12 protein-coding genes are annotated in these 15,541 nt (G+C 66.4%); 4 read left to right on the top strand and 8 right to left on the bottom strand.

Annotated elements, in window-relative coordinates; translation table 11 throughout:
- Nucleotides 1-50: 50 nt before the first annotated feature.
- Nucleotides 51-1,007, bottom strand: a complete 957-nt coding sequence (coxB, locus tag ABIA73_RS13215) for a cytochrome c oxidase subunit II (protein WP_263930194.1) — start codon at nt 1,005-1,007, stop codon at nt 51-53.
- 11 nt (nt 1,008-1,018) lie between these two features.
- Nucleotides 1,019-1,495 carry a DUF2244 domain-containing protein gene (locus ABIA73_RS13210; protein WP_025878297.1) on the bottom strand — a complete coding sequence of 159 codons (477 nt, stop codon included), beginning with the start codon at nt 1,493-1,495 and terminating at the stop codon, nt 1,019-1,021.
- Nucleotides 1,496-1,768: 273 nt separating this feature from the next.
- Between ABIA73_RS13210 and putA the strand changes: the two genes are divergently transcribed.
- Complete coding sequence (gene putA / locus ABIA73_RS13205; RefSeq protein WP_354275898.1) at nt 1,769-4,987, top strand: bifunctional proline dehydrogenase/L-glutamate gamma-semialdehyde dehydrogenase PutA; 3,219 nt, start codon at nt 1,769-1,771, stop codon at nt 4,985-4,987.
- An 89-nt stretch (nt 4,988-5,076) separates the two neighbouring features.
- On the opposite strand, the gene ABIA73_RS13200 is transcribed toward putA, so the two are convergent.
- From ABIA73_RS13200 to ABIA73_RS13185, 4 genes are all read right to left on the bottom strand, one after another.
- Entirely contained in the window at nt 5,077-6,147 is a 1,071-nt protein-coding gene (locus tag ABIA73_RS13200) for an AAA family ATPase (protein ID WP_354275897.1), read from the bottom strand.
- Nucleotides 6,134-6,742, bottom strand: a complete 609-nt coding sequence (gene pnuC / locus ABIA73_RS13195) for a nicotinamide riboside transporter PnuC (protein ID WP_354275896.1) — start codon at nt 6,740-6,742, stop codon at nt 6,134-6,136. Before pnuC ends, ABIA73_RS13200 begins: the two co-directional genes overlap by 14 nt.
- A gap of 71 nt (nt 6,743-6,813) precedes the next feature.
- A complete protein-coding gene (locus tag ABIA73_RS13190; RefSeq protein ID WP_140228272.1) occupies nt 6,814-7,254 on the bottom strand; it encodes a hypothetical protein in 441 nt (146 codons plus the stop codon).
- A gap of 109 nt (nt 7,255-7,363) precedes the next feature.
- Nucleotides 7,364-8,791, bottom strand: a complete 1,428-nt coding sequence (locus ABIA73_RS13185) for an outer membrane protein transport protein (RefSeq protein ID WP_354275895.1) — start codon at nt 8,789-8,791, stop codon at nt 7,364-7,366.
- 226 nt (nt 8,792-9,017) lie between these two features.
- Between ABIA73_RS13185 and ABIA73_RS13180 the strand changes: the two genes are divergently transcribed.
- Nucleotides 9,018-9,710, top strand: coding sequence for a rhomboid family intramembrane serine protease (locus tag ABIA73_RS13180; RefSeq protein ID WP_025878304.1), 693 nt, complete (start codon nt 9,018-9,020; stop codon nt 9,708-9,710).
- An 86-nt stretch (nt 9,711-9,796) separates the two neighbouring features.
- Here ABIA73_RS13180 and ABIA73_RS13175 read toward each other — a convergent pair whose 3' ends face one another.
- Together ABIA73_RS13175 and ABIA73_RS13170 are read right to left on the bottom strand one after the other, a co-directional pair.
- The gene (locus tag ABIA73_RS13175) at nt 9,797-11,314 is read right to left on the bottom strand and encodes a S41 family peptidase (RefSeq protein WP_354275894.1); all 1,518 of its coding nucleotides are present in this window, start codon (nt 11,312-11,314) and stop codon (nt 9,797-9,799) included.
- Nucleotides 11,315-11,421: 107 nt separating this feature from the next.
- Entirely contained in the window at nt 11,422-12,726 is a 1,305-nt protein-coding gene (locus ABIA73_RS13170) for a murein hydrolase activator EnvC family protein (RefSeq protein ID WP_218788465.1), read from the bottom strand.
- 94 nt (nt 12,727-12,820) lie between these two features.
- Between ABIA73_RS13170 and ABIA73_RS13165 the strand changes: the two genes are divergently transcribed.
- Nucleotides 12,821-13,483 carry a DUF4097 family beta strand repeat-containing protein gene (locus ABIA73_RS13165; RefSeq protein WP_032975637.1) on the top strand — a complete coding sequence of 221 codons (663 nt, stop codon included), beginning with the start codon at nt 12,821-12,823 and terminating at the stop codon, nt 13,481-13,483.
- A 78-nt stretch (nt 13,484-13,561) separates the two neighbouring features.
- Entirely contained in the window at nt 13,562-15,277 is a 1,716-nt protein-coding gene (locus ABIA73_RS13160) for a M28 family metallopeptidase (protein WP_025878310.1), read from the top strand.
- Nucleotides 15,278-15,541 lie beyond the last annotated feature (264 nt).

The raw sequence follows: 15,541 nt of genomic DNA, 5'->3' as shown, positions 1-15,541 counted from the left end.
TCTCAGGATCGGTTGTCGCCGCAGCCGCGATACGGCCGCGGGCAGTTACATCAGGCTCCGCTGGCCGCCGCCGCAGGCGCGTTGCCGGCCTCGGCGGCTGCCGGTGCCGCCGGCTGCGCCGGCGTTTCACTGGCAGGTGCGGTGGGTTCGGCGGGCGCGGCAGGCGCTGCCGGTGCAGGCGCGGGTTTGCGCTGCGCCAGCCACTGCTTGAATTCTTCCTTGGACACCGCCTCGACCACGATCGGCATGAAGCCATGGTCCTTGCCGCACAGCTCCGCGCACTGGCCGCGGTAGACACCGGGCTGCTCGATGCTGGTCCAGGCTTCGTTGATGAAGCCGGGAATGGCGTCCTGCTTCCAGCCCAGCGCCGGCACCCACCAGGCGTGGATCACATCGTCGGAGGTGATGACGAAGCGCACCTTGGTGTCCACCGGCAGTACCAGCCGGTTGTCGACATCCAGCAGGTAGTGCGGATGGCTCTCGCGGGTCGGCACCTTGCCACTCTGCCGCATGCGGTCGGACTCGCGGTCCAGGCGGCTGGTGAAGGTCACGTTCTCGCCCAGGTACTCGTACTTCCACATCCACTGGTAGCCGGTGACCTTGACCGTCATCTCGGCATCGCGGGTGTCGTACATCTTGATCAGGTTGGCCGTGGCCGGCCACGCCATCACCACCAGGATGATCACCGGGATCACCGTCCAGATGACTTCGGCCTTGGTGTTGTGGCTGAAGGTGGCAGCGACCGCGCCCTTGGACTTGCGGAACTTGAACATCGCGTAGGCCATCGCGCCGAACACGATCACGCCGATCACCGTACAGACGATCAGCGAAAGGTTGTTCGATTCCCAGGCCAGGCGCGAGGTCTGGGTCACCCCCTTGCCCATGTTCAACTGCCACGGTTTTGGATCGGCCGCCTGGGCCAGCGCCGTCCCCGGCATCGACAGCAGGGCCCCCATCGCGGCGGCCATTGCAACGCACTTCGTGCCCCACCCTCTGCTTTGCTTCATTGCCTAGACCCTTAGCGTCGTCGGTTGCCGCCATCGCTGGCGGCGAGCAAATCTTCAAGCGTTTCAACAAGCGTTTGACGTTCGGCCGGCGCGAGGAAACTCCCCACCTCCACCTGCCGGCCGCTGGATGCCAGCCGGACCCTCTGGTCGTCGGTGAGCAGGCGCACCCAGTGCGGATGAGCCCGGAACACCGGCGATCCACCGGGCACGGGGATGACCTCCACGCACGCCGGCACTACCCGGATTTCCTCCTGCCGTTCACCACTGCGCCACAACGCGCGCAACGCAGCTGCCAGCAACAGGCTGTACAGCAGCGCGAACAGGGGGGCGAATGCGTTGCCGGCCACCCACCCGAAGGCGGACACCAGCCACATCACTCCCGACAACACAGCAAACAACAGGACGAACTGCCGGGCATCGAGCGCCCGTGGGGGACGCAGTCGCAGCTGCGTACCTGACCCATCCGGAGCTGTAAGCACCTCGATCATGTCGCAACCGCGTTCCTGCCGCGGGAAACGTCTCGATGGTAGCCCTGCCCTCTCGCCGGTAGCAAGGGTGCATTCACACTTTTTCCGATGCTGCAATACAGCATGGGCCCAGCGGCACGAATGACGAATTCGGCACAAAAAGGCCCGACTTTGCTGAACACGCTGAATCCACCACCGCTAGGGGCTATCAGCATTCATGAAGGTGGCTGCGCGGGCCTTCCTGAAGTCGAAAAAATGATTAAAATCGCCAAGTTTTCCACTGGCCGGACCGGCATGAACGCACCCTCCTCTCCCATTGCCGCCAGCGACGCCCCGCGTCACTCGGCGCTGCTGTCGCCGGAACTGCCGGCGTCCCCCAACCCGTTCCGCCAGGCCATCACCGATGGTTGGCTGAAGGACGAGGCCAGCCATGTGCGCGAACTGCTGGCGCAGGCACGCCTGCCGGCCGACGAGCAGGCCAAGGTGCAGGCGCTGGCCGCCGACCTGGTCGCCCGGGTGCGTGTGCGCGCCAAGGACCAGGGCGCGATCGAAGCCTTCATGCGCCAGTACGACCTGGGCAGCGAGGAAGGCGTGCTGCTGATGTGCGTGGCCGAGGCGCTGCTCCGCATTCCGGACCAGGAGACCGCCGACAAGCTGATCCGCGACAAGCTGGCCGATGCCGACTGGGAAAAACACCTGGGCGGCAGCGACTCGGTGCTGGTCAACGCCTCCACCTGGGGCCTGATGCTGACCGGCAAGCTGGTGCAGATGAACGACGCCACCCGCGCCGATGCGCCCAGCGCGTTCAAGCGCCTGGTCGGCCGCGTCGGTGAGCCGGTGGTACGCCTGGCCGTGCGCCAGGCGATGAAGATCATGGGCCACCAGTTCGTCATGGGCCGCACCATCGGCGAAGCGCTGGCACGCTCGCACAAGGGCGACAGCGCCAGCTACCGCTACTCGTTCGACATGCTCGGCGAAGGCGCGCTGACCATGAAGGACGCCCTGCGTTACCTGGAAGACTACCGTCGTGCGATCCACGCCATCGGTGGTGACCACAAGTCGCGTGGTGGCCGTGCCGATGGCGACGTCAACAACGCACCGGGCATCTCGATCAAGCTGTCGGCGCTGTACCCGCGCTACGAGCACGCCAAGCGCGCGCGCGTGCTGAAGGACCTGGTGCCCGGCGTGCTGGAACTGGCGCAGCTGGCCAAGAGCTACGGCATCGGCTGCACCGTCGACGCCGAAGAGTCCGATCGCCTGGAACTGTCGCTGGACATCATCGAGCAGGTGTTCGGCGATGCCTCGCTGGCCGGCTGGGATGGCTTCGGCGTGGTCGTGCAGGCTTACCAGAAGCGTACGCCGTACACGATCGACCACCTGGCCGACATGGCGCGTCGCGCCGGTCGTCGCCTGCAGGTGCGCCTGGTCAAGGGTGCCTACTGGGACGCCGAGATCAAGCGCGCGCAGATCGAAGGCTATGCCGGCTACCCGGTGTTCACCCGCAAGCAGAACACCGACGTGTCCTACCTGGCGTGTGCCAAGCGTCTGTTTACCCATGCCGACGCGATCTACCCGATGTTCGCCACGCACAACGCGCACACCATCGCCGCAGTGCGCAGCATCGCCAACGGTGGCGTCTACGAGCACCAGAAGCTGCACGGCATGGGTGATGACCTCTACGCCGAAGTAGTGCCGGCCGATCGCCTTGGCCTGCCCTGCCGCGTGTACGCGCCGGTCGGCTCGCATGAAGACCTGCTGCCGTACCTGGTGCGTCGCCTGCTGGAAAACGGCGCCAACTCCAGCTTCGTCAACCGCATCACCGACGAGCGCGTGCCGATCGCCGACCTGGTCCGCGATCCGGTTGAGATGGTGTCCTCGTTCGAATCGATTCCGCATCCCAAGATCCCGCTGCCGGTTGACCTGCTGCGCAGCCAGAACCACGACAGGAAGAATTCCATGGGCGCCAACCTCGCCAACGACAACGAACTGCGCGCCCTGGCCGAGCAGCTCAACGCTGCAGTGAAGCCTTGGCAGGCCGCACCGCTGGTGCCGGGCGCGAACCCGACCGGTGCCTCGCTGCCGGTGACCAACCCGGCCGACACCCGTGAAGTGGTCGGCCAGTGGCAGGCGGCCGATGCCGCCACCGTGCAGAAGGCGCTGGCCAATGCCGTGGCCGCACAGCCGGCCTGGAACCGCACCCCGGCCGCCAGCCGCGCCGCCATCCTCGAGCACGCCGCCGACCAGCTGGAAGCGCGCATGCCCGAATTCATGGCGCTGTGCGTGAAGGAAGCCGGCAAGAGCCTGCCCGACGGCATCGCCGAAGTACGCGAAGCCGTGGACTTCCTGCGCTACTACGCCAAGCAGGCACGCGAGCAGTTCAGTCACGCCGAGAAGCTGCCCAGCCCGACCGGCGAATCCAACGAACTGCAGCTGCATGGCCGCGGCGTGTTCGTCTGCATCAGCCCGTGGAACTTCCCGCTGGCGATCTTCCTGGGCCAGGTGGCTGCGGCACTGGCCGCCGGCAACAGCGTCATCGCCAAGCCGGCCGAGCAGACCAACCTGATCGGCTATTACGCGGTGAAGCTGCTGCACGATGCCGGCGTGCCGACCGACGTGGTGCAGTTCCTGCCGGGCGACGGCGCCACCGTCGGTGCCGCGCTGACCGCCGACCCGCGCGTGGCCGGCGTGGCCTTCACCGGCTCCACCGACACCGCCCGTGCGATCAACCGCGCGATGGCTGCACGTGACGCCGCCATCGGCGTGCTGATCGCCGAAACCGGCGGCCAGAATGCCTTCATCGCCGACTCCTCGGCGCTGCCGGAACAGCTGGTCAAGGACGCGATCGGTTCGGCCTTCACCTCGGCCGGCCAGCGCTGCTCGGCCGCGCGCGTGCTGTTCGTGCAGGACGACATCGCCGACAAGGTGATGACCATGCTGGCCGGTGCGATGAAGGAACTGAAGGTCGGCAACCCCGGTCTGCTGTCCACCGACGTCGGCCCGGTGATCGACGCCGATGCACTGAAGATCCTGCAGGACCACGCCGTGCGCATGGACCGCGAAGCGCGCCTGATCGCAGCGGCCGAACTGTCCGCCGAAGCGGCCAACGGCACCTTCTTCGCACCGCGTGCGTACGAACTGAAGGACCTGGGCCAGCTGCAGAAGGAAATCTTCGGGCCGGTCCTGCACGTGATCCGCTGGAAGGGCGACCAGCTCGACGCGGTGATCGACCAGATCAACGCCACCGGCTATGGCCTGACCCTGGGCGTGCATTCGCGCATCGACGAAACCGTCGACCGCATCAGCAACGGCGTCCACGTCGGCAACGTCTACGTCAACCGCAACCAGATCGGTGCGGTGGTCGGCGTGCAGCCGTTCGGCGGCCAGGGCCTGTCCGGCACCGGCCCCAAGGCCGGCGGCCCGCACTACCTGCTGCGCTTCGCCACCGAAAAGACGGTGACGGTGAACACCACCGCTGCCGGCGGCAATGCCTCGCTGCTGACCTTGGGCGACTGATCCCAGGCGTCATGCAGCAAAACGAAAAACCCCGCGAAAGCGGGGTTTTTTCATGTTGGGCGGATGCGGGCCTGCCAGCCCCTGGCAACTCATTCCGCCAGCACACTGAACCGGTTGTCCGCACGCCTCACCAATTCCTCCAGCACCCGCGCGATACGCATCTCCAGATCGCCTTCCAGCAGCACATACGCCATTCCTCGCGCCTGCAACTGCTGCAGATACCACGCGTGTTGGCGCATGCGGAACTCCTCACCCACACGCGTTCCATCCTGCTCGAACGGGATATCCGGGGCGCACAGGAACAGCAGGTCGTACGCACGCGCCGCGGCCCGCTGCAGTGGTTCGGGCGCAGTGCCGAACATCCAGCCGCTGTAGCCCAGCGTCACCAACGGCGTGGTATCGCAGAACACCCAGCGATATGCATGCTGCGCGGCCTGGTGCTCGTGCTGCGGCTGGGTCGCAGCGATACGCAGCAGATCCTGCGCCTGCAGCTCGCCGCCCTGCTGCTCCCACAACGTACGCCCGAACTCCGGCACCCATGCCGTACCCAGGCGCTCGGCCAGCACCCGCGCCAGCGTGCTCTTGCCCGTTGACTCACCGCCGATGAAGGCCACCCGCTGCACATGGTCGGCATAGACCGACCGGCTCAGGCCCTGTCGATGCGCATGCGGATCGGCGCGCAGTTCGGTACCACTGGCCTGACCGATGTCGGTCGAACGCTCCAGCCGATGGTGCTGCACCGGCGCATTGAAATGCTGCGCCAGGGCTGCAGCGAAACCATCGCCGTAGTCTTCACCGGTGAAAACAGCCTGCACCGGTCCGCCAAACAACGCCACGCACAGCCATGCGGTGAACGCGCGTTGCACCTGCTCACTGTCCTTGTCCTGCGGCAGCGCACGTACGGGAACACCCTGTTGCCTGCACAACGCCGCCAGCCGCGCATCATCCAGCACCGCCACCGTCGCTTGCGGAAAGCGCGCGCGCAGCCAGCGCTCGCGGCGCTCTGCGCTGTAGCCGGCAAAGCCCGGCTGCGACCAGCCGATCACCAGCAGCTGGGTGCAGCGGGCAGAAGCAAATTCGATCAGGCGCTCGTGGCCGAGGTGGAGCGGGCAGAACTTGCCGACCACCAACCCGCGCGGTACCCGCTCAGGCAATGCCATCGGCCGCCCTGCCCGTATCCGCTTCGGCGCGCATCAGGTGCCGCCAGTGACGCAGCGCCACCAGCGCGTTGATCCAGAAACCGACGTACAGGATCGAGGTCAGTTGCAGCCCGCGGCTGTAGTACAGCGGCACCGCGATGGTGTTGACCAGCAGCCACACCCACCACGATTCCAGCTTGCGCCGCATCATCAGGATCTGTGCGATCACGCTCAGCACCAGCACCGCCGAGTCGATGTAGGGCGCATACGCATTGGTCAGCCGGGTCAGCATCCAGCCGTAACCGAAGGTCGCCAGCACCGCCAACGGCAGCAGCCAGCTCCACGCGCGTGCTGGCAAGCGGGTGATGGGCAACGGCGCGCCATGGTCACCACGCAGCCACTGCCACCAGCCGAACACGCTGATGACCACGAAGAAGAACTGCAGGACCATGTCCGCGTACAGGTGGGAGCGCTCGAACACCGCAGCGAACAACGCGCAGCCGACGATGCCCAGCCACCACGTATGCACGTTGTTGCGGCCGGCCAGCAGGATCGAGCCGGCAACGGCGATGTTGGCAGCCAGCTCCAGCTGGAAGTTCGGGTCGGACAGGTTCATCGCGCTATTGTCGCGTAGATCCGCGCCCCGCGGGATTGAGCCAGTAGATCCACGCCATGCGTGGATGGAAATCAAGCGCGCACGCGCACCAGCAGCCGGGGCGCTGCGCTACCCCAGCGGCCCAGTTGATGGTGCGGCGCCATCACAGGCGCGAGCCAATCCGGTGCTTCGATATCCCAGGTCACGCCATCGAACGGATGCGGCCAAGGCGTTCCCTGCGGATTCGGCGAATGCAGGAACAGCGCGCTCTGGCCGCTATCCGGCGCCAACACCACCCAGCACTGGGTGTCCTGCCGCCTGCAGGCCACCGCGCGCTCGAGCAGCCGCAGCAACGCGGCGGCAACGGCGGTGCGATCACTGCCATGGCGATTGCCACGCCCCTTCCAGTCCAAGTGGGTATGCCAGTAGTCGAACCATTCCGATGCGAGCGCATCCTGCAGCGCCACGGTGGCCCTCGCCTCTTCGGCGGCCCAGTAGCGGGTCATCTTCTTCAGGTATCGGCGATCGGCCATCAGGCCATTGTCGCGTAGATCCACGCCATGCGTGGATGCAGATCCCCGGAAAAAAGAAAGCCCCGCTTGCGCGGGGCCTCCTTCGTACTGCTTCAGGCAATCGCCGGAATCAGAACTTGTACTGCATCGACGCAGCCAGCACGTCGCCGGTGACCTTGTACTTGCCGACAACGTTGTTGGCGGTAGCGGAGGTCGAGTTGATGTTCGGATCCTTGGTGAACAGGTGGGTGTAGCCCACGCTGTATTCCATCTTCTCCGACGGCGCCCAGGTCAGGCCCAGCGACAGCCACTTGCGGGTGGTATCCGGCACGCGGACGTCACGGTGGGCGTCGGTGGTCGGGGTCTGGTCATAGGCCAGACCGCCACGCAGGGTCAGCTGCTCGTTCAGACGGTACTCGGTACCGATCGAAGCGAAGGTGGTGTCGCGGTAGTGGAACGGCAGCACGCTGTCGGGCTGGTTGGAGTCGTAGTCGACGCGCACTTCGTCGAACTTGCTCCATGCGGTGCGCGACACGTCGGCCATGATCTTCCACTGGTCGTTCACGCGGTGCGTGAAGCTGACGGTGGCGCTGGCCGGCAGGGTGATGGTCGCGCGGCCGTTGCTGTCAACGAAGGTGCCCGGAGCAGCCTGCGCCAGGAACGCGGCAGCAGCCGGGGTCATGGTGAAGTCGGCCTTGCCGTCGGTGATCTTGTGTTCGACTTCCGAGCGGTAGCTGAAGGCGATGTTGGTGCCTTCCACCGGGCTGACGGTCATGCCCAGGGTGTAGCCGACGGACACTTCGTCGCCCTTGATGCGCAGGTAACCATCAGCGGTACCCGGCGAGAAGCCGAGCTGTGCGGCCTGGCGGCCAGCGGCCTGGGCAGCGGCCTGGGCCTGTGCCGGGGTGCGGCCAGCGGCCAGTGCAGCGGCGGCAGCGCGCTGCTGGGCGCTGGCGTTGATGGCGGTACCGCCGTCGACGGCGCTGGTCAGGTCGACATTCAGGCGCTCGGCGAACACCGACGCACCGAACGACAGGTACGGGTTGACGTCGTAGGAGAAGGCCGCACCCAGGTCGATGGCCTGCAGTTCGGTCTTGACGCCGTTGTAGCGGCCGACCCAGTCACGGTCGTATTCGGTCTTGAAGCCGAACGGCACGGTCAGCGACACGCCGAAGTGCATGTTGTCCTTCTCGCCTAACGGCACGTGGAAGTACGCGGCCGGAACCGGAGCGATCATGCCGGCGTCGCCGCCGTTGCCGCCGGAAATCGGAGCGCCGTTGGCATAGCGGCCTTCGCCGCGGAACTTGGCGCCGAAGCTGATGGCGCTGACGTCACCCTGGATCTGGGTGCCTTCCAGCAGGCGCATCGAGGCCGGGTTGGTAGCGACCACCGAGGCATCGCCTTCGGCAGAGGTGGAACCAGCGAAGGCGCGGCCCAGGCCCTTGGCGCTGTTTTCCTTCAGCTGGAAGGCGGCGGCATTGGCGTCGGCGGCGGCCAGCGCACCGGCAACGCCGACGGCCAGCAGGGTCAGGCGGGCAATGGTAGAAGCAGTTTGCATCGTAGTTCTCTCTCCGGTAAGCGGTGATGGTGCTCTAAGTGCGCCTGCGCCCGACAGGCCGGATGGCCTTTCGAAGCGCGCCGGATTCCCCTCCCGACATACGACGCCGTATGCGAGTATTACCCAGAGCCGTTAATGAAACAATAACAGCGCTGGCGCATTCTTCGTCGCAAAAGCTGAACAGGCTCCCTCCCCGCCAAAAGCGCCCGCACGCTAGGCTAGTGCCATGTTTGTCTCCCTCCCCTCGCGCAAGAAGGCGACCCTGCGCTGGGCTACACCCGTGCTGTTTGCGGCACTGTGGCTGGCATTCCTGTGGTCGATCTCGCGCCCGGACGATGCCCGCGGAAGCCTGTGGCTGGACTGGGGCGCCCTGTCCACCGGCCTGACCCACCCGCTGGACTGGTGGGCAACGCTGCAGGACGGCAGCGTGCTGCGCCTGTTCACCGCCCTGTTCCTGCACGCCGACTGGTCGCACCTGCTGGGCAACCTGGTGTTCCTGCTGATCTTCGGCCTGCCGGCCGAGCGGGTGCTGGGCCCGTGGCGGTTGCTGCTGCTGTTCCTGGTGGGCGGGGCGATCTCCAACCTGGTCGCGATCTACACCATGGGCAGCCCGGACCAGATCATCATCGGCGCCAGCGGTGCGGTGTCGGCGCTGATCGGTGCCTATCTGGCGCTGTTCCCCGGCGCGCGCCTGGGCGTGGTGATCCCGCTGGGGCTGTTCCTGGAGTTCGTGCGCGCCCCGGCCTATCTGCTGATCGGTGTGTGGGCGGCGCTGCAGGTGGTGTTCGCCTACATCGGCCCGACCTTCGGCATGGTCGCCTGGTGGGCGCACATCGGGGGCTTCGTGTTCGGCGTGGTGTACGGCATGTACGTGCGCGCGGCGATCGCGCGGCGTCTGCGCAAGCGGCACGGGTTCTAGCGTCCGCTTGCTGCATTCTGCGAAACGCCCGAGCCATGCTCGGGCGGTGTCCGCACATCAGTCGAGCATGGCTCGACCCTACGCAATCAAGGCTTGGCCGGGATCTCTGCAGGCTTGGCTTCGGGCTTGGCTTCGGGCTTGGCTTCGGGCTTGGCTTCCGGCTTGGCTTCCGGCTTTGCTTCCGGCTTGGCTTCCGGCTTTGCTTCAGCCTTGGGCTCCGCCTTCGGTGCAGGCTTGGCGGCGGCCTTTGCTGCCCTGTCCGCTTCGGCCTTCGCAGCTTCTGCCTTCAAGCGCGCCGCAACCGAACCCGGGTTCTTCAGTTCGGCCAGTGCATCGTTGATCGGGCCATCGCCCGGCAACACGGCGCCTGCGTGGTAGCCCTCGGTGCCTTCCTCGTCACCGCGCAGGTGGCCCGGCAGCGTCGCTTCACTGTAGTCACTCAGGCTGGCCGGCAATGCCTCGTCTTCCGGACGCGGTGCTGCCTTCAGTTCCACTTCCGGCACGATACCGGTGGCCTGGATCGATTTACCGCTGGGTGTGTAGTAGCGCGCCGTGGTCAGCTTCACCGAATCGCCGTTGTCCAGCGGCAGCACGGTCTGCACCGACCCCTTGCCGAAGGTGCGGCTGCCGATCACGCGCGCGCGCTTGTTGTCGCGCAGTGCGCCGGCCAGCACTTCCGATGCACTGGCCGAACCGGCATCGACCAATACCACCACTGGCGCGCCCTTCAGCAGGTCGCCCGGGGTTGCGTCGAAGCGTGCATCGCTGATGCTGATGCGGCCGCGGGTGCTGACGATGTTGCCCTTGTCGAGCAGATCATCGGCCACCTGCACCGCAGCGGTCAGCAGACCACCCGGATTGCTGCGCAGATCCAGCACCAGCCCCTTGAGGTTGCCGCCGGACTGCTTCTGCAGCTGCTGCAGGTGCTTCTGGAAATCAGAGCCGGTGTCGGCTTGGAACGTGCTCAGGCGGATGTAGCCATAACCCGGTTCCAGCAGGCGGCTGCGCACGCTGGTCACGCGGATCGTCTGCCGGGTCAGGCTGACGTCGAAGGGCTTGGGCTTGCCGTCGCGGACGATGGTCAGCACCACCTTGCTGCCCGCCGGGCCGCGCAGCGGTTCGCTGGCATCAATCGCGCTGATCGGCTTGCCATCGATGGCGATGATCAGGTCGCCGGCGAGGATGCCGGCCTTGGCCGCCGGCGTGTCGTCGATCGGCGAGATCACCTTCATGCTGGCGTTGTCCGGCTGCTGCTGCAGCTCCACGCCGATGCCTTCATAGGCGCCATTGGCCTGTTCGTCGAACGCCTCGGCATCTTCCTTGTTGAAGTAGGTGCTGTGCGGATCGAGGTCGAGCAGCAGGCCACGCACAGCCGACTGCATCAGCTTGTTGTCATCGACCGGATCGACGTAGGCCGCGCGCACCGCGTTGTAGACGGCCACGAAGCGCCGGATGTCATCCAGCGGCACCTTCGAGGTCACCGCCTCCTCGCTGCTCGCCGCCTTCCCGGGAGTTTCCTTCAACGGGACGGGGGCGATCTGCTGTGCCCAGGACAGGGCCGGCAACAGAGCCAGCAAGAGGGTGGCGGTACGGGCTGCGCGCATGGATCACTCCTGTCGACGATGGCATCGTGCCCAAGGCACATGCACCGATTATGCGCGAAGCGTGGCTAAATTCCCGTTGAATCCGCCCTGCTGCGGCCAGGCGGAATTCAGCGCCGCTGCAGCCAGCTGTCCGGATTGACCGGTTGTCCGCCGCGGCGCAGCTCGAAGTACAGCGCCGTCACGCCCTGGCCACCGGAGTTGCCGACCTTGGCCACTGCATCGCCACGGCTGACCCGCGCACCGGCATCCTTCAGCAGGGTGTCGTTGTGCGCGTACAGGCTCATGTAGCCGTTGCCATGGTCGACGATCAGGATCATGCCGTAGCCGGTCATCCAATCGGAGAACACCACGGTACCGTCGGCCACGGCGGTGACGGTGCTTCCGGCGGGGGCGCCGATCAACACGCCACTGCTGGTACGGCCATCCGGCAGCTTGCCGCCATAGCGGGCCAGCAGATTGCCCGACAGTGGCCAGCCCAGGCCACCCACCTTGGGCGCTGGTGCCGAGGCCACGGCCGGCGGGATCTTGGTTGCCGGTGCCGGACGGCCTTCGGCCTTGGCCTGGCGTGCGGCCTTTTCGGCAGCGGCCTTCTCCGCAGCGGCCTTGCGGGCGGCGGCACGGCGCTCGGCCTCGGCACGGGCCGCGGCAGCGCGCAGGTTGGCCAGCAGGGTTTCCAGCGCCTTGGCGTCCTGGCCCAGTGCCTGTTCCTTCTCGCGCTTGTCCTTGAAGCGCTCTTCCAGCGAAGCGACGGTCTGCGCACGCTCGCGACGGTCCGACGCGAGCGTGGCGACCTGCTGCTTCTGGTCGCGGTGAGTGCCCTGCAACTGCTGTTGGCGCTGGGCGATCTGTGCCTGCAGCGTCTCCAGTTCCTTGAGGTCGGCCGTCAGCGTGGTGATGCGCTGCGCGCGCTCGCGCTGCAGGTAGCGGTGATAGGCCAGCGCACGGTTGGCATCGGCCACCGTGTCCTGCGAAAGCAGCAGCTTCAACGGCGCGTGGTTGCCAAGCTGGTAGGCCGCGCGCAGCAGTCCGGCCAGTTCGCGATTCTGCTTTTCCAGGTTGGACTGCAGTGCATTGCGCCGCTGTTCGGCCTGGGCCAGCGCCTGGGTCTGCTCGCGCAGCGCCGATTCGGTCTGGGCCAGCGCACGACCACTGCGTGCCACCTTTTCATCGGCCTCGCGCAGCTGCTGTGACGCCTGTCCGCGCTGGCCCTCGATCTGCCGGCGCTCCTGCGCCACGCCCTTCAGTTCGGTGCGCAGCTTCTGCAGCTTGCGTTCGGCCTCGCGGGCCGAAGGGGTCTGCGCCGCACCCGGCAATGGCAGCGCCAGGGCCAGCGCCATTCCCAGCAACAGGCAACGTCCACCGCGCAGGGTGGCGATGTGATGCCGGCGTGAGGGGAAGACGTTGTTGCGCAAGGGCTTTCCAGTGACTTCAGGCAGATGCGGAGACGTGCAGGGAATGGTGACATCTCCGCACGCGGCCTGCCAGCCGCACAACAACGAGGTCCCCATGAAAGCTCTCTCCATTCCGCTGCTGTTGGGCATTGCGCTGGCCAGTGGCCCGGCCTGGGCCCAGGCAGACGTGAGCAAGGTCAACGGCAGCATCAGCGCCGATCCGGGCCAGCGCTACGGCAAGCTGGACACCGTCAATGGTGGCATCCGTGTCGGCGAAGGCGTGGAAACCGGCAGCATCGACACCGTCAACGGCGGCGTCAAGGTCGCCGATCGTGCGCGCACGGGCAGCATCGAGACCGTCAACGGCGGCATCCGCCTGGGTCGCGAAGTGACGGCCCACGGCGATGTCAGCACGGTCAACGGCAGCATCTTCAGCGACCAGGGCAGCCAGATCGAAGGCGGCGTGGAAACCGTCAACGGTGGTATCGGCCTGGTCGGCAGCCGCGTGCGCAAGGACGTGGAGACCGTCAACGGCGACATCACCGTCGGCATCGGCTCACAGGTCGGCGGTGGCGTGCATGTGCGCAAGCCGAACTTCAGCGTCTCGCTGACGGCCAGTCGCAAGCCGCGGGTCATCATCGGGCCGAATGCCGTGGTCAACGGCAGCCTGCTGTTCGAGCGCGAGGTGGTGCTGTACGTCCACCGCAGTGCGCGCATCGGCCCGGTCACCGGCGCCGATCCGATCCCCTTCGATACCGATACCGCCCCGGCCGACTGAGCCTGCGGCTTGGGCGATACTCCCCGCTACCGGTCGCGCGTGCTGCGTGGCCGTCCCTTGTGTTTCCAGGAACCGATGATGCCCCGCAAACTCCTCCTGTGCCTGGCCGCCGCGGCCGCGCTCAGCGCCTGCAAAGGCGAAGACACCCCGGCTCCGGCGCCCAGCGTCGACAGCGCCGCCAAGCCGGCCACGCACACCTTCTCAGCGGCGATCAACGCCGCCGACTTCGCCGAGATGGTGAAGACCCTGGCCTCTGACGAGTTCGAAGGCCGCTCGCCCGGCAGCAAGGGCGAAGAACTGACGGTCAACTACATCCGCGACCAGATGCAGCGCATCGGCCTGCAGCCCGGCAACGGCGACAGCTGGTTCCAGGACGTGCCGATGACCGAGACCACGGCCGATGAATCGACCGTGCTCACCCTCACCCAGGGCGGCAAGACCCGCGAACTGAAGTTCGGCACCGACATGGTGGTGGGCACCCGTACCGGCCAGACAGAAGTGAAGGTCGATGCCAGCGACCTCGTATTCGTCGGCTACGGCGTGGATGCACCGGAGCAGAAGTGGAACGATTACGCCGGCCAGGACTGGAAGGGCAAGACGGTGGTCATGTTCGTCAACGACCCGGGCTTCCATGTCGATGACGAAAAGCTGTTCGACGGCAAGCGCATGACCTACTACGGCCGCTGGACCTACAAGTTCGAGGAAGCTGCGCGCAAGGGAGCTGCTGCCGCGCTGATCGTGCATGACACCGCGGGCGCTTCGTACGGTTGGGACGTGGTGAAGAACTCCTGGGCCGGCCCGCAGTACGACCTGCCGGCCAAGGACGATGCAGAGCCGCGCCTGCCGGTACAGGGCTGGTTGAGCGCCGACGCGGCCAAGGCCCTGTTCGCCGGCGCCGGGCTGGATCTGGACCGGGCCTACAAGGACGCCAGCAAGCCCGGCTTCAAGCCGGTACCGCTGAAGGCAACCGCTTCGGTGGACCTGAAAAGCAAGGTCGCGCAGAAGCAGTCGCGCAACGTTGTGGGCGTGCTGCCTGGCAGCAAGCGTGCCGATGAGGCCGTGCTGTACATGGCGCACTGGGACCACCTCGGCAAGCATGAGGGCGAACAGGGCGACAACATCTACAACGGTGCCGTCGACAACGCGACCGGCGTGGCCGGCATCCTTGAGGTGGCCGAAGCGATGGCCCATCAGGAACCGAAGCCGGAACGTTCGGTGGTGTTCCTGGCGGTGACCCTGGAAGAATCCGGCCTGCTGGGTTCGAAGTACTACGTCGCCCACCCGACCTTCCCGCTGGACAAGATCGCCGGTGTCATCAACATCGACGCGATGTCGGTGGCCGGTCGTGCCAAGGACGTGACGGTGACCGGCTTCGGCAGTTCGGAGCTGGAAGACATCCTCAAGCCGCTGGCTGCAGCCCAGGATCGCACCCTGCACGGCGAGACCTCGGTGCAGAGCGGCTTCTACTTCCGTTCGGATCACTTCAACTTCGCCAAGGCGGGTGTGCCGGCGCTGTACGCCGACGGCGGTGAGGACCTGCGCGACGGCGGTGTCGAGGCTGGCCGCAAGGCGGCCGCGGACTACGGTTCCAACCGTTACCACGGCCCGAAGGACGAGTATGACCCGGCCACCTGGAAGCTGGATGGCACGGTCGAGGACCTGCAGCTGATGTATGGCGTCGGCAAGGAACTGGCCGGCGGCGATCGTTGGCCCAACTGGTACGAAGGCAATCCGTTCAAGGCTGCCCGCGACACGATGATGAAGGCCAAGGCACCGGCCGCTGCGGCGAAGTAAGTCCCCCAGCCGTTGAGTTCCAAAGAAAGCGGCGCCCTTGGGCGCCGCTTTTTTGTGCGTGAGTGCTGGGACCCGGTAGTGCCGGCCGCTGGCCGGCTGGCACGTGCAGCCGCGTGATGTTCATGAGGTTGCCGGCCACCGGCCGGCACTACCTTCAGTTTCTCGCGCGCAAAGAAAAACCCCGCTGCGTGAGCAGCGGGGTTTTTGGGTATAAACCCTGGCGATGACCTACTCTCGCATGGCTTAGGCCACACTACCATCGGC

The sequence above is a fragment of the Stenotrophomonas sp. 2694 genome, assembly GCF_040548715.1.
Classification (GTDB): domain Bacteria; phylum Pseudomonadota; class Gammaproteobacteria; order Xanthomonadales; family Xanthomonadaceae; genus Stenotrophomonas; species Stenotrophomonas indicatrix.
Note: the sequence above shows the minus strand (reverse complement) of the source record. Positions and strands in the feature narration are given on the sequence as shown.